The organism is Amycolatopsis sp. NPDC101161, from assembly GCF_044768185.1.
In the GTDB taxonomy this organism is placed as follows: domain Bacteria; phylum Actinomycetota; class Actinomycetes; order Mycobacteriales; family Pseudonocardiaceae; genus Amycolatopsis.
This window is the reverse complement of sequence record NZ_JBIWPI010000002.1, coordinates 414,109-430,202: the sequence shown is the minus strand read 5'-3', so window position 1 is coordinate 430,202 and position 16,094 is coordinate 414,109. Positions and strand designations below refer to the sequence as shown.

The 16,094-nt window shown below is 70.6% G+C and carries 20 protein-coding genes; 15 read left to right on the top strand and 5 right to left on the bottom strand.

Annotation, left to right across the window (positions count from 1 at the left end; all coding sequences use genetic code 11):
• Positions 1 to 47: 47 nt before the first annotated feature.
• The 4 genes from ACIRSS_RS13115 to ACIRSS_RS13100 all read left to right on the top strand — a co-directional run bounded on the left by ACIRSS_RS13115 (position 48) and on the right by ACIRSS_RS13100 (position 2,806).
• Positions 48 to 1,007: a GlxA family transcriptional regulator gene (locus ACIRSS_RS13115; RefSeq protein ID WP_400894183.1), complete on the top strand. Its 960-nt coding sequence runs from the start codon at positions 48 to 50 to the stop codon at positions 1,005 to 1,007.
• Positions 1,004 to 1,777, top strand: coding sequence for an enoyl-CoA hydratase-related protein (locus ACIRSS_RS13110; protein WP_400894181.1), 774 nt, complete (start codon positions 1,004 to 1,006; stop codon positions 1,775 to 1,777). The genes ACIRSS_RS13115 and ACIRSS_RS13110 overlap by 4 nt, the downstream gene beginning before the upstream one ends.
• Before the next feature lie 67 nt (positions 1,778 to 1,844).
• Entirely contained in the window at positions 1,845 to 2,345 is a 501-nt protein-coding gene (locus ACIRSS_RS13105; protein WP_400894180.1) for a TetR/AcrR family transcriptional regulator, read from the top strand.
• Positions 2,342 to 2,806 carry a DUF2867 domain-containing protein gene (locus ACIRSS_RS13100; protein WP_400894178.1) on the top strand — a complete coding sequence of 155 codons (465 nt, stop codon included), beginning with the start codon at positions 2,342 to 2,344 and terminating at the stop codon, positions 2,804 to 2,806. Before ACIRSS_RS13105 ends, ACIRSS_RS13100 begins: the two co-directional genes overlap by 4 nt.
• On the opposite strand, the gene ACIRSS_RS13095 is transcribed toward ACIRSS_RS13100, so the two are convergent.
• On the bottom strand, positions 2,778 to 3,323 hold the full coding sequence (locus ACIRSS_RS13095) for an NUDIX domain-containing protein (protein ID WP_400894176.1): 546 nt from the start codon (positions 3,321 to 3,323) through the stop codon (positions 2,778 to 2,780). The genes ACIRSS_RS13100 and ACIRSS_RS13095 overlap by 29 nt on opposite strands.
• A 37-nt stretch (positions 3,324 to 3,360) precedes the next feature.
• Between ACIRSS_RS13095 and nucS the strand changes: the two genes are divergently transcribed.
• The 11 genes from nucS (at position 3,361) to ACIRSS_RS13040 (ending at position 13,739) form a co-directional block, all read left to right on the top strand.
• The gene (gene nucS, locus ACIRSS_RS13090; protein ID WP_167379600.1) at positions 3,361 to 4,020 is read left to right on the top strand and encodes an endonuclease NucS; all 660 of its coding nucleotides are present in this window, start codon (positions 3,361 to 3,363) and stop codon (positions 4,018 to 4,020) included.
• Position 4,021: 1 nt separating this feature from the next.
• Positions 4,022 to 4,228, top strand: coding sequence for a DUF1653 domain-containing protein (locus ACIRSS_RS13085; RefSeq protein WP_400894174.1), 207 nt, complete (start codon positions 4,022 to 4,024; stop codon positions 4,226 to 4,228).
• A 33-nt stretch (positions 4,229 to 4,261) separates the two neighbouring features.
• Positions 4,262 to 5,098: a hypothetical protein gene (locus ACIRSS_RS13080; RefSeq protein ID WP_400894172.1), complete on the top strand. Its 837-nt coding sequence runs from the start codon at positions 4,262 to 4,264 to the stop codon at positions 5,096 to 5,098.
• A gap of 375 nt (positions 5,099 to 5,473) precedes the next feature.
• Positions 5,474 to 6,250, top strand: a complete 777-nt coding sequence (locus tag ACIRSS_RS13075) for a hypothetical protein (protein ID WP_400894170.1) — start codon at positions 5,474 to 5,476, stop codon at positions 6,248 to 6,250.
• A gap of 188 nt (positions 6,251 to 6,438) precedes the next feature.
• Positions 6,439 to 8,136 (top strand): sodium:solute symporter family protein, encoded by a 1,698-nt coding sequence (locus tag ACIRSS_RS13070; RefSeq protein WP_400894168.1) that lies wholly within the window; start codon positions 6,439 to 6,441, stop codon positions 8,134 to 8,136.
• A gap of 10 nt (positions 8,137 to 8,146) precedes the next feature.
• The gene (locus ACIRSS_RS13065) at positions 8,147 to 8,431 is read left to right on the top strand and encodes a hypothetical protein (protein ID WP_400894166.1); all 285 of its coding nucleotides are present in this window, start codon (positions 8,147 to 8,149) and stop codon (positions 8,429 to 8,431) included.
• Positions 8,432 to 8,478: 47 nt separating this feature from the next.
• On the top strand, positions 8,479 to 9,483 hold the full coding sequence (locus ACIRSS_RS13060; RefSeq protein WP_400894165.1) for a DUF3558 domain-containing protein: 1,005 nt from the start codon (positions 8,479 to 8,481) through the stop codon (positions 9,481 to 9,483).
• Positions 9,484 to 9,550: 67 nt separating this feature from the next.
• A complete protein-coding gene (gene dhaK / locus ACIRSS_RS13055; protein ID WP_400894163.1) occupies positions 9,551 to 10,552 on the top strand; it encodes a dihydroxyacetone kinase subunit DhaK in 1,002 nt (333 codons plus the stop codon).
• Positions 10,552 to 11,181, top strand: coding sequence for a dihydroxyacetone kinase subunit DhaL (gene dhaL, locus ACIRSS_RS13050; protein ID WP_400894161.1), 630 nt, complete (start codon positions 10,552 to 10,554; stop codon positions 11,179 to 11,181). Before dhaK ends, dhaL begins: the two co-directional genes overlap by 1 nt.
• A complete protein-coding gene (dhaM, locus tag ACIRSS_RS13045) occupies positions 11,178 to 11,852 on the top strand; it encodes a dihydroxyacetone kinase phosphoryl donor subunit DhaM (RefSeq protein ID WP_400894159.1) in 675 nt (224 codons plus the stop codon). Before dhaL ends, dhaM begins: the two co-directional genes overlap by 4 nt.
• A gap of 120 nt (positions 11,853 to 11,972) precedes the next feature.
• Entirely contained in the window at positions 11,973 to 13,739 is a 1,767-nt protein-coding gene (locus ACIRSS_RS13040; RefSeq protein ID WP_400894158.1) for a 3-hydroxyacyl-CoA dehydrogenase family protein, read from the top strand.
• On the opposite strand, the gene ACIRSS_RS13035 is transcribed toward ACIRSS_RS13040, so the two are convergent.
• The 4 genes from ACIRSS_RS13035 to ACIRSS_RS13020 all read right to left on the bottom strand — a co-directional run bounded on the left by ACIRSS_RS13035 (position 13,740) and on the right by ACIRSS_RS13020 (position 16,029).
• The gene (locus tag ACIRSS_RS13035) at positions 13,740 to 14,255 is read right to left on the bottom strand and encodes a hypothetical protein (protein WP_400894156.1); all 516 of its coding nucleotides are present in this window, start codon (positions 14,253 to 14,255) and stop codon (positions 13,740 to 13,742) included.
• Positions 14,256 to 14,360: 105 nt separating this feature from the next.
• Entirely contained in the window at positions 14,361 to 14,771 is a 411-nt protein-coding gene (tsaA, locus tag ACIRSS_RS13030; protein ID WP_400894154.1) for a tRNA (N6-threonylcarbamoyladenosine(37)-N6)-methyltransferase TrmO, read from the bottom strand.
• Positions 14,768 to 15,193 carry a nucleoside deaminase gene (locus ACIRSS_RS13025; protein WP_400894152.1) on the bottom strand — a complete coding sequence of 142 codons (426 nt, stop codon included), beginning with the start codon at positions 15,191 to 15,193 and terminating at the stop codon, positions 14,768 to 14,770. Before ACIRSS_RS13025 ends, tsaA begins: the two co-directional genes overlap by 4 nt.
• Positions 15,190 to 16,029, bottom strand: coding sequence for an LLM class flavin-dependent oxidoreductase (locus ACIRSS_RS13020; protein ID WP_400894151.1), 840 nt, complete (start codon positions 16,027 to 16,029; stop codon positions 15,190 to 15,192). Before ACIRSS_RS13020 ends, ACIRSS_RS13025 begins: the two co-directional genes overlap by 4 nt.
• Between the last annotated feature and the right edge of the window lie 65 nt (positions 16,030 to 16,094).

Below are 16,094 nucleotides of genomic sequence, written 5' to 3'. Positions count from 1 at the left end.
GCGCTCAGGGGAGTGGCAGAAGACGCGCGATGCGGTACTTTCCTGCCATGCGCACCATCGGCGTTCTGCTCCTGCCCGGCACCCGGATGTTCGACCTCGCGGTGATCGGCGAGGTCTGGGGCCAGGACCGCACCGACAGCGGGATCGGCCCGTTCACCGTGCGGTTGTGCAGCCCGGGGCGGGGGCGCACGGCCGTGTCGCCGTTCGGGGACGTCGCGGCGACGCACGGGCTGGCGGGGCTCGACGACTGCGACCTCGTGCTGGCGCCGGGCCGAGACGATCCGTTGGCGCCGGTGCCGTCCTCCGCTGTCGCGGCGCTGCGCCGGGCGCACCGGGACGGGCGGACGGTCGCGGGGCTGTGCTCCGGCGCGTTCACGCTGGCCGCCGCCGGTCTGCTCGACGGCCGTCCGGCGACAACGCACTGGCGTGACTTCGACGCCTTGACCCGCGTCGCGCCGCGGGCGGACCTCCAGCGTGACGTGCTCTACACCGACGACGGCGGCGTCCTGACGTCCGCCGGCGTCGTCGGCGGCCTCGACCTGTGCCTGTACCTGGTCCGCCGCGACCACGGCGCGGACGTCGCCGCCGCGCTCGCACGGCGCTTGGTGATGCCGCCGGCGCGCGAAGGCGGGCAACGGCAGTACATCGACAACCCGGTGCCTTCCGCCACGCAGCCGGGACTGTCGTCCACAATGGACTGGGCGCTGGCGCGGCTCGGTTCCGGCATCGGGGTCGAGGACCTCGTCGGGCACGCGCGGATGAGCGAACGGACGTTCCACCGCGAGTTCGCCGCGGCCACCGGCGTGACGCCGGGGCGCTGGCTGCGCGTGCAGCGCGTCCGGCTCGCGCAACAGCTCTTGGAGACGACGTCCCTGCCGGTCGACCGCGTGGCCGAGCGGTCCGGCCTCGGGACGGCGGCGAACCTGCGGCGCCGGATGCACGCCGAGGTCGGCGTCGGACCGGACAGCTATCGGCGCACCTTCCGAAGGGTTACCGTCGAGGCATGACCGAGTACGAACACATCCTGGTCAAGCGCGACGGCGACACCGTCACGATCACGATGAACCGGGCGGCGCGGCGCAACTCGCTCTCCGCGGACCACCTGGCCGAGCTGCTCGCCGCGTTCCGCGAGGCCGGGACGTCCGACGCGACCGGCATCGTGCTGGCCGGCGCGGGCCCGGTGTTCTCCGCCGGCCACGACTTCGGCGACGTCGCAGCGCGCGACCTGATGGGCGTGCGCGAGCTGCTCACGCTGTGCACGGACCTGATGAAGACCATCCAGTCGGTGCCGCAGGTCGTCCTCGCGCGGGTCCACGGCCTGGCGACGGCGGCGGGCTGCCAGCTCGTGGCGTCGTGCGACCTCGCGATCGCCGCCGAGTCCGCGGGCTTCGCGCTGCCCGGCGGCAAGGGCGGCTGGTTCTGCCACACCCCGGCGGTCCCGGTGGCACGCTCGATCGGCCGCAAGCGCCTGATGGAGCTGGCGCTGACCGGCGACGTCATCGACGCGCCCACGGCGTTGGAGTGGGGCCTGGTCAACCGGGTCGTCCCCGACGAGCAGCTCGACGACGCCGTCGCGGAGCTGCTGGCGCGGGCGACGCGCGGCAGCCGGGCCAGCAAGGCGATGGGCAAGGTGACCCTGTACGCCCAGCTCGACCGGCCCGAGGCCGACGCCTACGCGATCGCGCTGGAGGTCATGGCCGCGGCGTCGCAGCTGCCCGGCGCCCGCGAAGGCATGGCGGCGTTCCTGGAGAAGCGCAAGCCGTCCTGGCCTGACTGAGCCCACCGCTTCCCGGCGGGGGCTTTCGTCATGGCCGTTGGCCGTACCATACGGTATGGTATGGCTCATGGTGAGCAAGCGGGACTGGCTGTACGCGGGGCTGGTGCTGCTGGCGGAGCAGGGTGCGCCGTCGGTGACCATCGAGCGGCTGACCGAGCGGCTCGGCCTGTCGAAAGGCTCGTTCTACCACCACTTCAAGGGCATGGGCGGCTTCCGCACGGCCCTGCTGGCGCACTTCGAGGCCGAGCGCACGACGCGGTTCATGGAACAGGCGGACGCGGCACCAGGTGACCGGCTGGACGCGCTGCTGAAGCTCGTGCTCGCGCCGGGACCCGGCCTCGGGCTGGAGATCGCCGTCCGGGCCTGGGCGCTGCAGGACGCCGAGGCGCGGGCGGTCCAGGAGCGCGTCGACCGGACCCGCGTCGCCTACCTGACCGAGGTCAGCGGCGACGCCGGCTTGGCGCAGGCGCTGTACCTGATCGTCGTCGGCGCCGGGCAGGTCGTGCCGCCGCTGTCCGGGCCGCAGCTCAAGAACGCGTTGGAACTGGTACTGGGGAGACGGAAATGACGGAACCTTTCGCCGAAGGCGCGGACTACGTCGAGTTCAAGGAGATCGAGAGCGAGAACAGTCTGCGCGAATTCATCGCGGGCGTGTTCGGCTGGTCACCGGCCTGGGTGAAGGCCCTGTTCGGCGTCCGGTACGTGCTCGCGAAGGCATTGCGGCTGGACACCGCGTCCGTGCCGCGCTCGGGGCGGCTGCGGCCCGAGGACGTCGGGTTCGCGCCCGGCGACCGGGTCGCGTTCTTCACCGTCCGGGCCGGCGACCCGGAGCGGTACCTCGTCGCGGGCGTCGACGACAGTCACCTGACCGGGTACCTGACGGTCGAAGCGGTGCCCCGCGGCTTCCGGCTCGGCACGCTCGTGCACTTCCACAACCGCGTCGGCCCGGCCTACTTCGCGCTGATCAAGCCGTTCCACCACCTGGTGATCCGCGGGATGCTCAAGGCCGGTGCCGCTCGAAGAGCATGAGCTGCGCCCACGCGGCGATCGACTGGGCGTCGGTGATCTCGCCGGCCAGCATCATCTTCTCGAGGTCGGCGCGGGAAAACCACGCGCTGCGCATGTCCTGCTCCTCGTGCTCGCGCTCGGGCTCGCCCTCGGTGACGTCCGTGGCGAGGAACACCCAGCCGCGCTGGCTGCTCATGCCGGCGGCGACGTCGAGCTTGCCGAGCGGGGTCATCGTGCCGGCGCGCAGGCCCGTCTCCTCGCGCAGCTCGCGCGCGGCGAGCTCGGCGGGCGGCACGTCGGCGAGGTCCGGCGCGGTGCCCTGCGGGAACTCCCAGCGCCGTTCGCCGAGCGGGTAGCGGAACTGCTCGACCAGCCGGAACCGGTCGCCGTCCTGGGCGATGACGAGGGCGTAGTCCGGCTTGTCGATCACGCCGTAGATGCCGGGCGAGCCGTCCGGGCGGCGGATGTCGTCCTCGCGCACGGTCATCCAGTTGTTCCGGTACACCTCGCGGGACGCGACACGCTGAATGGGGTCCACGCGCCCAGTATCACCGACCCTGTCCTACCCTCCTCGGGTGCGTCTCGTGATCGCGCGGTGCCAGGTCGACTACGCCGGCCGGCTCACCGCCCACCTGCCGATGGCCACCCGCCTGCTGCTCGTGAAGTCCGACGGCTCGGTGTCGGTCCACTCCGACGACCGTGCGTACAAGCCGTTGAACTGGATGAGCCCGCCCTGCTGGCTGATCGAGGACGGCAAGATCTGGATCGTCGAGAACAAGCAGGGCGAAAAGCTGGTGATCTCCATCGAGGAGGTCTTCCACGACTATTCGCAGGCGCTGGGGGCGGAGCCGGGCCTGCAGAAGGATGGCGTGGAGGCGCACCTGCAGGAGCTGCTGGCCGAGCACATCAAGACCCTGGGCGACGGCTACACGCTGGTCCGCCGCGAGTTCCCGACGGCGATCGGCCCGGTCGACATCATGGCCCGCGACGCGGACGGCAAGTCGGTCGCGGTGGAGATCAAGCGCCGCGGCGAGATCGACGGCGTCGAGCAGCTGACGAGGTACCTGGAGCTGCTGAACCGCGACCCGCTGCTGGCCCCGGTCCAGGGGGTGTTCGCGGCCCAGATCATCAAGCCCCAGGCGCGCACGCTGGCAGAGGACCGCGGAATCCGGTGTCTGACGTTGGACTACGACGAGCTGCGCGGCATCGAGTCCGACGAGTTCCGGCTGTTCTGAGGTGGAGCCGGGCCGGTACGTCCACTACAAGGGCGGCGAGTACGAGGTGCTGGGGGTGGCGCAGCACAGCGAAACCGAGGAGCGGCTGGTGGTGTACCGGGCGCTGTACGGTTCGCGGGGGCTGTGGGTGCGTCCGGAGGCGATGTTCGGGGAGACCGTCGAGACGGCTGACGGTGTGGTGCCGCGGTTCCGCCGGGTGGGCGACTGACACTTCCCGCCGGATGCCGCCATCATGAGTCGGGTGCGATCCATCCCGGAGAAGACACTGGAGCACTGGGCCAGCATCTACCTGGCCAACCGGTTTCCCAACGGCGCGTTGTGGTGGCCGGCTTCGGGCGAGGACGTCTTGGCCGAGCTGCCCCGGCTCGCCGCGTCCGCGCCGGGTAAAACGCTGGCGTTGGAGCTGAAGACGACCGAAGCACGCAACGACGACCACGTTCTCGAGATCGACACCCGCCAGCTGGCGCGGTACTTGTACCCACGGTCCGGGCCGCCGCTGCCGGTGTACTACGTGTTTCCGACCCCGCGCTGGAAAGGTTCGCTGGCTTCGCGCTCCGGGTTCACACCCCTGGCCCCGGGCGGGACTACGGCGCCACCGGAATGGTGGCGCCGGCAAGCCGGCGAGGCGTGGTTCGGTGACTGGCTGTACGTGATGCCCGCGCGCTCCGTGGCCGCCGCACTGCGGCCGGGTTGGCGGAAGTCGCCCGGGAAGAAGGCGTCGTTGTTCACCCTGCAGCCTTCTCACTTCGATGGCGGAGTGCCGATCTGGGCGAGCCTGTTCACCCACGCCCCACCCCGGCGGCCGATGAAGTGGGCATCGTTCTGGAAGATCGTGACCGCGTGCGGACCGGACCACGGTGTCCGCTGGCGGACGATCGCCGGCCCGGACGAACTGCCCAAGCGGGTACTGGTGCTGGACGCGGACCAGGAGCTCGAATGGTCGTTCGGTGATCTGTTCAACCAGACAGGGCGGCGCGACCCGAGCGGCGACGGTGAGTTCGCCGCGGCCGCGGCGGGCGAGGACGTCGGCGGCGACGAACGGCTGCTGCTGCACATTCCCGAAGCTTCGCTCGCCTGACCGCGCCGATGTCGCCGGTCGTGGTCATCCGGTTGCTTGAAACACCGATACCGAATCGATGCCTGATTCCGGTATCTCCTTTCCCCGCCGATTACTCCGCAAGGAAATCGTTGACCCGATAGGCGACCGTGAAGTTATCCCGCCCTTTCCGACCTGCCTTTATGCGCTGTTCGGGTGAGTTCCGGATCCTTTTCCGCGCGTGAGTGGCACACTTATTCCGAGGGGTTCCGCCGGTGCGTCCGGCGTGGCCGGAGGGTGGTGCGCTCGGCGCTCTTTCTTTGTCGTGCCTGTGTTTCAGTCCGCCTTCGAGCTCGGGGTGCGCTCACTTCGTCCGGCCGGTGGGTGCGCGTTTTCGCCTGCACGGAGGAGGAAGTCATGCGTTATCGCCCACTCGGTTCCGATCCGGCCGATCCGCGGCTGGGCCGGTTCGTTCCGGACGACTGGGAACACGTCGAAAGGTATCCGCTCAGCGCGCTGCCCGAAGAGAGCCGGCCCACTCGGCGCCCGGTGGTGATCGGGGTCAACTGGTACTCCGCGTTCGACACCCCGAAGAAGGACGGCACCTCCGGCGAGTACTTCATCGCCCAGGACGGCGTCGCCAACCTCGGCCACATCCGCGGCGGCCACTGCGTCTGCCTCGAGCCCGGCGGCACCCCGGACACCGACGCCTACTACGCGTTCTACGACCAGGGCAAGGAAGGCGCGTGCGTCGGCTTCGGCTGGTCGCGGTGCATGTCGCTCTTCAACGGCAAGGAGTACTCCGCCCGCTGGCTCTGGGACGCCGCCAAGAAGCGCGACGAGTGGCCCGAGACCAACCCCGGCGACGACAACGGCACATCGGTGCGCGCCGCGGCCCAGGTGCTCAAGGCGCTCGGCGACGTCGTGTGGGACCCCTCCTACGCCAACGACGACTGGCACGCGCGGGAGGCGTACAAGCCCGACGCCGCCGAGGGCATCAAGGCGTTCCGCTGGGCCAAGTCGGTCGACGACGTGCACTCCGTGCTCGCCAACCCGCGGGCCGACGAGCTCGGTGCCGTGCCGCTGCTCAACTCGTGGGGCCCGGGCTACCCGCACCGCACCTACCTGCCCGACGCCGTGCTCGCCAAGCTGATCGACGAGGAGGGCGAGATCGCGGTCCCGACCGATCGGTGACCCGCAGCCGCTCCCGCGGCGCGTGAGAGAGGGCGCGTTTCCCCAGGCCAAGGCCGGGGAAACGCGCCCTTTTGACCACAATGGACAGGTCAGCGTGCCGACCCTGAATCCATGCAGTACTGTCCGGATCCGACAGGGCAGTGGTGATTCCTGTGGGTTGTTGTCCAGTTTGAAAAGAGGTGGGTCGGGTGCTCGTCCTAGCCGATGCGAACCTGCGACTCGACGCGAGCGCGATCGACTACATCGAGTTGGCGTTCTACTTCGTGCTGGTACTCGGCATCGGGTACCTGGCGCGGCGTCAGGTGTCCAGCAGCCTCGACTTCTTCCTCTCGGGCCGCTCGCTGCCCGCCTGGGTCACCGGCCTGGCGTTCATCTCGGCGAACCTCGGCGCGGTCGAGGTCATGGGCATGTCGGCCAACGGCGCCCAGTACGGCCTGCCGACCGTCCACTACTTCTGGATCGGCGCGATCCCGGCGATGCTGTTCCTCGGCATCGTGATGATGCCGTTCTACTACGGCTCGAAGGTCCGCAGCGTCCCCGAGTTCATGCGGCGGCGCTTCAACCCGATCGCCCACCTCGTCAACGGCGTCAGCTTCGCCGCCGCCCAGATCCTGATCGCGGGCGCGAACCTGTTCCTGCTGGCCAGCGTGGTGAACCTGCTGCTCGGCTGGCCGCTGTGGGTGTCGATCATCGTCGCCGCGGCGATCGTGCTCTCCTACACAGCGCTCGGCGGTCTCTCCGCGGCGATCTACAACGAGGTCCTGCAGTTCTTCGTGATCGTCATCGCCCTGGTCCCGCTGACCATCATCGGCCTGGTCAAGGTCGGCGGCTGGCAGGGCCTGGTCGACAAGGTCACCAACAGCCCGGGCGGCACCGCGCAGCTGCACTCCTGGCCCGGCGACAACCTGACCGGCTTCGGCAACAACATCCTGTCGATTCTCGGCATCGTGTTCGGTCTCGGCTTCGTGCTGTCGTTCGGCTACTGGACGACGAACTTCGTCGAGGTCCAGCGCGCGATGGCGTCGAAGAGCATGTCCGCCGCGCGGCGCACGCCGATCATCGGTGCGTTCCCGAAGATGTTCGTCCCGTTCATCGTCATCATCCCCGGCATGATCGCCGCGGTCAGCGTGTCCGAGTACGTCAAGGACAAGCAGATCCTGCTGGATGGCGGCAAGGCGCCCAGCGGCGTCACGTTCAACAACGCGCTCCTGCTGCTGATGCGCGACCTGCTGCCGAACGGCATGCTCGGCATCGCGATCGCCGGTCTGCTGGCGTCGTTCATGGCCGGCATGGCGGCCAACCTGAGCTCGTTCAACACGGTCTTCACCTACGACATCTGGCAGACCTACGTCCAGAAGGACAAGCCGGACGGCTACTACCTGCGCCTCGGCCGCATCGTGACGTCGGTCGGCACGATCCTGGCCATCGGCACCGCGTTCATCGCGTCGAACTCCGGCAACATCCTGAACTACCTGCAGGACCTGTTCTCCTTCTTCAACGCGCCGCTGTTCGCCACGTTCATCCTGGGCATGTTCTGGAAGCGGATGACCCCGCACGCCGGCTGGATCGGCCTGGTGCTCGGTACCGCGTCCGCGATCACGATCTGGGGCCTGTCGCAGGCCGGGGTGCTCGGCCTCCACGGGCAGGGCACCAGCTTCGTGGCCGCGGGGACCGCGTTCGTCGTCGACATCGTGGTGAGCGTCGTGGTGTCGCTGGTCACCAAGCCGAAGCCGGACGAAGAGCTGGTCGGCCTGGTCTACTCGCTCACGCCGAAGGAAACGCGGCAGCACGACGAAACCGGCGAGAACGCGGGCTGGTACCGCAAGCCGGGCCTGCTCGCGGGCATCGTGCTCGTCCTGACCATCGCCCTCAACGCGATCTTCTGAGGAGGCCGCAATGGCTACCGAATCCGGAGCGCGGCCGCACAAGGCCGGCGCCTTCGACATCCGGCTGATCATCGCCCTGCTGATCGGCGTGTACGGGATCATCCTGACGATCATGGGCATCGGCTTCACCTCCGACGAGGAGATCGCCAAGGCCGCCGGCGTCAACATCAACCTCTGGGCCGGCATCGGCATGCTGGTCGTGGCCGCGCTCTTCGTCATCTGGGCCAGGGTCCGGCCGCTGGTCGTGCCGGCCGAGCCCGAGAGCGAGGACACACCCGCGGCCCCGGCCGAATAGCCGGGTTGTCCGGACACGGGCGCGGAGTTCCGGCTACCGTGCACCGCGTGCTCCTCCACGTTCGGCGCCGCCGTCTCCCGAAGCTGTTCCTGCTGGTCACCGCCCTCGCGCTGCCGCTGACCGCGTGCGGGCAGGACCTCGGCAAGTCCAACTTCGCGCGGACGACGGTGCCCGCGGGGGCCAGTACCGGTCAGACCACCGACGGCCCGATCACCGACGCCGCCGTGGCGGCGGACGTGCTGCGCACCATCAAGCCGTGCCAGTTCCTGACCAAGGACGCCCTCGGCTCGCTGGGCCTCGGCACGGCCGAAGACGACCCGTCGCCGTCGTCGATCGCCTTCGACCGCTGCAGCAACAAGGTGAAGGATCCCGGCGGCAAGGAGATCCGGCTCGACTTCGAGATCGGCAACACGCTGCTGCCGCGCGCGGACAAGACGACCGGGCAGGTGGGCGGGCTGCCCCTGCGCGTGAACAAGACCGACGAGACCAGCTGCACGGTCGCGGCGATGACGGCGCTCAACCCGGACCTGGCCCTGACGCTGTCGGTCACCTACGCGGGCGACCCGTGCCGTCCCGCCCAGACGGTGATGGAGGCCGCGGTCCAGAAGGTGCACAACGGACCGGAGAAGTACTCGACGCCGTCGGGCACCGTGCTGACCGCCGACCCGTGCGCGGCGGCCGACACCGCGGCGGTGACCCCCGTCGTGCCGTCGCCGAAGTCGGCGCCGACGGGCCTGCACTCCTGCGACTGGAAGAGCAACGGCACCGACCCGACCGTCACCGTCGAGTTCCTGCCCGGTCTCCCGCCGCTCGAAGGCGACGGGTACTCCAAGGTGGACCTCGGCGGCGGCGTCACCGGCTTCCAGAAGAAGGGGACGACGACCTCGTCGCAGTGCGAGGTCGAGTGGCAGCACCGGCCGTGGCAGGGCGACGACGTCGAGCTGGCCCAAGTGGAGTACCGGAGCTACGCCGCCCAAGCGGACGCCGACGATCCGTGCGGCAAAGCGGTCACCGTCGCGAAGAACGTCGTCACGAAGCTGCCCAAGCCCTGATCTGGCGGTCGGCCGCGCGGCGAGGTAGGAAGGGGACACCCCACCCGCCGATGTGCCGGAGGCTGCCGTGAAGAAGATCATCAACGATCCGGCGAACGTCGTCGCGGAGTCGCTGCGGGGCCTGGCCGCCGCGCACGCCGACATCCTCCGCGTCCAGTCTGATCCCGACGTCGTGGTGCGCGCCGACGCGCCGGTCGCGGGCAAGGTCGCCGTGATCTCCGGCGGCGGGTCGGGGCACGAACCGCTGCACGGCGGGTTCGTCGGCCTGGGCATGCTCGCCGCCGCCGTGCCCGGCGCGGTGTTCACCTCGCCGACGCCGGACGCCGTGCAGGCCGCCGTCACCGCGACCACCGGCGACGCGGGTGCCCTGCTCATCGTGAAGAACTACACCGGCGACGTGCTGAACTTCGAGACGGCCGCCGAGCTGGCCGCCGCCGACGGCCTCGAGGTGCGCAGCGTCGTGATCGACGACGACGTCGCGGTCAAGGACTCGACGTACACCGCGGGCCGTCGCGGGGTCGGCGGCACCGTGCTGCTGGAGAAGATCACCGGTGCGGCCGCCGAGCGCGGCGACTCGCTCGACGCCGTGACCGCGCTGGCGCAGAAGGTGATCGGCCAGGTGCGCTCGATCGGCGTGGCGCTGACCGCGCCGACCGTGCCGCACGCCGGCACCCCGAGCTTCGACCTGGGCGACGGCGAGATCGAGTTCGGCATCGGCATCCACGGCGAGCCCGGCCGCGAGCGGATCCCGCTCGAACCCGCGGACGCGCTGGTGGCGCGACTGGTGCAGGCGGTGGTGGAGGACCTGCCGTTCGAGTCCGGCGACCGGGTGCTGCTGTTCACCAACTCGATGGGCGGCACCCCGCTCGTCGAGCTCTACCTGGCGCACGGCATCGCCGAGCGCTTGCTCGCCGAGCGTGGGATCGTGGTCGAACGCCGGCTGGTCGGCCCGTACATCACCAGCCTCGAGATGCAGGGGATGAGTCTGACGTTGCTCAAACTGGACGACGAGCTGACCGAGCTCTGGGACGCACCGGTCAACACCGCGGCGCTGCGCTGGGGGCTTTGATGACCTGCAAGGCCGACGGGGTCGCGGCCGCCGTGCGCGCCGCCGCGGCCGTGCTGGCCGACCACCGCGTCGAGCTGATCGAGCTCGACCGTGCGATCGGCGACGGCGACCACGGCGAGAACATGAACCGCGGGTTCGCCGCCGTCGTCGCGGCCCTCGACGCGGGTCCGCCGGAGACGCCGGGAGCGGTCCTGAAGCTCGTCGCGACGACGCTGATCTCCAAGGTCGGTGGGGCCGCGGGACCGTTGTACGGCACGGCTTTCCTGCGTGCTTCGACGAAGCTCGGCACCGCCGAGGACCTCGACGTCCCGGCTCTGCTGGAGGCGTTGCGCGCCGGGCTCGAGGGTGTCCAGGCCCGCGGAAAGGCTGTGGGTGGCGACGCGACCATGGTCGACGCCCTGATCCCGGCGGTTTCGGCCGCGGAGAAGGCGGCCGAGGACGGCGGGGACGTCGCCGCGGTGCTGACCGCGGCGGCCGACGCGGCCGACCGCGGCGCGGAGTCCACAGTGGACCTCGTGCCGCGCAAGGGTCGCGCGTCCTACCTGGGCGAGCGCGCGGTCGGGCACCTGGACCCCGGTGCCCGGTCGTCGGCGCTGCTGCTGCGCGCGTTCGCGGAGGCTGCCCGGTGAGCGTCGGCATCGTGCTCGTTTCGCACAGCGCGAAGCTCGCGGAAGGCCTGGCCGAGCTGGCTGCCCAGATGGCGCCGGACGTCACCATCCTTCCGGCCGGGGGCCTCTCCGACGGCTCGATCGGCACGGACTACGACGAGGTCGTCGCGGCCACCCAGCGCGCCGACTCCGGCGACGGCGTCGTGCTGCTCTACGACCTCGGCAGCGCGCAGATGACCGCCGAGCTCGCCGTGGAGTCGCTGGCCGACCCGTCGGCCGCCGTCGTCGCGGACGGCCCGCTGGTCGAAGGCGCGATCGCGGCGGCGGTCGCGGCACAGTCGGGCCAGGACCGCAAGGCGGTGGCGGAGGCCGCCGCGGCGGCCGGGCTGCCCGAGGACCTCGCGCCCGCCGAACCCGCCGCCGGTGGGGGCGACGAGGTCGAGCTGGTGCTGCACAACGAGGTCGGGCTGCACGCGCGCCCGGCCGCGGTGCTGGTGCGCGCGCTGAGCGCGTTCGACGCCGAGGTCACCGTCCGGCTCGGCGACCAGGAGGCCGACGGGCACAGCGTGCTGGGGCTGATGTCGCTCGGCGCCCGCCAGGGTGACCGGATCCGCGTGCGGGCGCGCGGCCCGCAGGCCTCCGCCGCGCTGGACAAGGCGAAAGAGCTGGTGGACGGCAATTTCGGCGAGTGATCCCGGGTCGCCGACCGGGTGACTTGCGCGGTACTGACTCGATTCCGTCTGGGCTTCGGGTGGTGCCGTGTGGCAGAGTCAGGGGCCAATTACCAGCGAGTAACATCTCTGGAGGCCTCGATGGCGCGGGACATCTCGACGGTCGGAGTGGTCGGCCTGGGCACGATGGGGGCCGGGATCGCCGAAGTGCTCGCGCGCAGCGGGCTCGACGTCGTCACGGTCGAGCTCGACGAGGCCGGTGTCGCCCGCGGCCGCGGGCACCTGGAGCACTCGACCGAGCGCGCCCTCTCCGGTGGCAAGCTCGACCAGGCCGGCCGGGAGGCGTTGCTGAGCCGGATCCGGTACGGCACCTCGCTCTCCGACCTGTCCGAAGTGGACCTGGTCGTCGAGGCGATCCCGGAGAGCCTCGGGCTGAAGGCCGACGTCTTTTCCGAGCTGGACAAGATCACCCGGCCCGAGGTCGTCTTCGCGTCCAACACGTCGTCGCTGTCGATCACCGAGATCGGCGTGCACACCGCGCGGCCGGGCAAGGTCGTCGGGATGCACTTCTTCAACCCGGCGCCGGTGCAGAAGCTGGTCGAGATCGTCAAGACGGTGGTGACCGAGCCGGAGGTGGTCGCCGACGTGGTCGCGTTCGCCGAGCGGCTCGGCAAGGTGCCGGTGGTGATCGGCGACCGGGCCGGGTTCATCGCGAACGCGCTGCTGTTCGGCTACCTCAACCACGCGGTCCGGATGTACGAGCAGCGCTACGCGACGCGCGAGGACCTCGACGCGGCGATGCGCTTCGGCTGCGGCTACCCGATGGGCCCGCTGGCGCTGCTCGACCTGATCGGGCTGGACACCGCGTACGAAATCCTCGACACGATGTACCACCAGTCCCGCAACCGGCTGCACGCGCCGGCGCCGCTGCTCAAGCAGATGATCACGGCGAACCTGCTCGGCCGCAAGACCGGCCGCGGCTTCTACACCTACGACGCACCGGATTCGCCGAACGTGATCGCCTCCGAGGTTGTGTCCACTGTGGACTCGGTGCCGCCGCGCCCGGTCGCTCGCGTGGGCGTGGTCGGCACCGGGACGATGGCTACCGGCATCGCCGAGGTGTTCGCCAAGCGCGGCGTCGACGTCGTGCTGCGAGCGCGGAGCCTGGAGAAGGCGCAGGCGTCGGTGGCTCGCGTCAAGAAGTCGCTCGACAAGGCCGTGGTGCGCGGGAAGCTGTCCGAAGAGGACGCTTCGGCCGCGCTGGGCCGGATCACGCCGGTCACCGACTTCGAGGCGCTGGCCGACGTCGACCTGGTCATCGAGGCGGTGGCCGAGGAGCTTTCGGTGAAGCAGGCGGTGTTCGCGACGCTCGACGAGGTCGTCCGCCCGGGCGCGGTCCTGGCGACGACGACGTCGTCGCTGCCGGTGATCGAGTGCGCGGCGGCGACATCCCGGCCGTCGGACGTGATCGGCCTCCACTTCTTCAACCCGGCGCCGGTGATGAAGCTGGTCGAGGTGGTCTCGACGATCGCGACGGCCCCGGACGTCGTCGCGACGGCGAGCGCGGTCTGCGCGGCGGTGGGCAAGCACGCGGTCCACTGTGGAGACCGGGCGGGCTTCATCGTCAACGCGCTGCTGTTCCCGTACTTGAACGACGCGGTGAAGATGCTGGAGGCCCACTACGCGGGCGCGGACGACATCGACACGGCGATGAAGGTGGGCTGCGGCCTGCCGATGGGCCCGTTCGAGCTGCTGGACGTCGTCGGGCTGGACGTATCGCTGGCGATCCAGCGGACGCTGTACAACGAGTTCCGGGAAGAGGGCTTCGCGCCGGCGCCGCTGCTGGAGCACCTCGTCACGGCGGGGCGGCTGGGCCGGAAGACCGGGAAGGGCTTCAAGGACTACTGATCAGCTGCCCAGGCTCAGCGCGACGTTCCCGTTTCGCGCGTCCTCGGGTTGCACCATGATCCGCCCCCGGTGGGACACCTCGACCAGGTAGAACTTCTCGCCCGCCGGAACGTTCGGCGCGGAAAGGGTGAACACGCAACTGCCGGCGCCGTTCGGCCGGCCGGTGCCGAGCGCGCCCTGCGAAAGCACGGTCCCCGCCGCGTTGTAGACGGTGACCGCCGTCCCGGTGGTGATGTCCGAATAGCCGCCGGAGCCGCCACAGGTGCTGTAGCCGTACCCGCCGCTGTTCAGCGTCAACGTGCCGCGGAGGTCGAAGGCCTCCCCGGACGTACCGGGCGGCGTGAGGGGTGCGCCGGAGTCGGCCAGGTCCAGGCCGACCCACAAGGCGCCCACCAGAGCCGCGCCCGCGGCGGCTGCGAGCACCAGGTGCCAGGGGTTCGTCTTGGTCCGCGCCGGCGGCGCAACCTGTGGCGGTGCCCAGGGGTCGGGCAGCTCGGGGTCGAACGCACTGGTCATCGCGATACCTCCGTCGGCACGTCCGAGCGTTGCTCCGTTTGTGCGTAGGAGGTCGGCCGGAAGGAGGTAGCTGTTACCCCGGTACCCCGATCGTGATCGTCCGGCTCAGCGGTCGGTCACCTCGCCCAGGACCGGCTTCACGTCCAGGACTGGCGTGCCGTCGATCGCTTCCAGGCCCGTTACCGTCAGCGTTCCGTCTTCGACCGCCGTCACCGTCACCGTGTGGAGGCCGATCGGGTTGGGGCGGTCCGGGGAGCGCGTCGAGAACACCCCTTCGCGGGGGCGGTCCGGGTCGCTGCGAGGGTGCACCGACTGGACTTCGCGGTCGGCTTCGTGCAGCCACGTCAGCAGGACCAGGCGGTCGCCCGGGCGGAGGTCGGCCGCCGCCGGGTGGTACTCCGGGTTGAACACCACCCTGGCTGGTGGGGCGCCCTCGTCGCCTTGTCTCGGGGCCGTCGCGCGGTCCGTCAACGCCGACTCGATGCGCGCCACCGGGCGGACCTCGTAGCTCGTCACTGGTAGTAGCCCTCGACCGGTACGCGGGCCTCGTCGAACAGCGCCGGGCCCTCCGACTTGTAGCCCCACGTCACCGGCGGGCGCAGCGTGAGGAACTGCTCCGACGACAGCGCGTAGACGACGCGGCCGAGCCCGGACCGCTCGATCGCGCCCGTGCACATGCCGCACGGCTGCGTGCTTGTGAACATCGTCGTCGTCGCCGCGGCTTCCGGGGCCAGGTTCTGCGCCGCCCAGCGGGCGAGCTTCAGCTCCGGGTGCGCGGTGATGTCGTTGTCGGACAACGATGTGTTGCGGTCCTCGGCCAGGATGTTGCCGTCGGCATCGGCCAGCAGCGAGCCGAACGGCGGGTTGCCGTGTTCCTCGCGCGCCTCGCGGGCGAGCTCGATCGCGCGGCGCAGCAGGGCTTCTTCGGTGTCCTTCACCGGTTCTCCTTCCAGGACGCGGCGATCGCCGCGAGGTCCCGCCACGCGACCTCCGGGTGGAGGGTCGCGGCGGGGTCCGCATCGAACGGGTCTAGCACGACGGTGTCCGCGCCCAGCGCCCGCAACTGCGCCAGGTCCTCGATGACCTGGTCGAGCGTTCCTTCTCCGGCACGCCGGTCCGGCCCGGTCACCGGGGTTCCGGTCAGCCGCAGCAGGATCCGCGGCGCGAACGCCGGCACCGGCCGGTCGCCGGCGAGGTTCTTCAGACGCGCCAAGCCTTCCCGGAACCCGGACATCGTCAGCCGCAGCGGGTGCCACGCGTCGCCGAGCTCGATCGCGCGCCGCAGCCCGGCGTCGCTGTGCCCGCCGAGCCACAGCGGGATCGGGCCGGCGCGGTAGTCGTCGTGGTCGGCCCACGCCGCGCGGATCGCCCGCAGGTACTCGCTGGTGAGCTTCCCGCGCTGCTCGAACGGCACGCCGAGCGCGGCGAACTCTTGCTTCGCCCAGCCGATACCGGCGCCGAGCACCAGCCTGCCGCCGCTGAGCACGTCGAGGTTCGCCGCCATCCGGGCCACCAGCAGGGGATGCCGGTACGGCACGACCAGCACGGTGGTGCCGAGGCGCACCCGCTCGGTGACGCCCGCGAGCCACGACAGCGTCGTGAACGGCTCGTAGAACGGCGCCGGGTACTGGCCGGCGACGTCGGGCGTGATCGCGACGTGGTCGGACACCATCAGCAGGTCGAAACCGAGCCCCTCCACCGTCCGCGCCCAGTCGCGCAGCACGCCGGGGTCCGTGCCGGGACCGAAGTTGGGGACGTTCACGCCGATCTTCACCGGGAAAGGCTATCGAGGTCGAAGCCGTGATCGGAAGGGAATGATCACGGCGTTCGGCGGTTTCA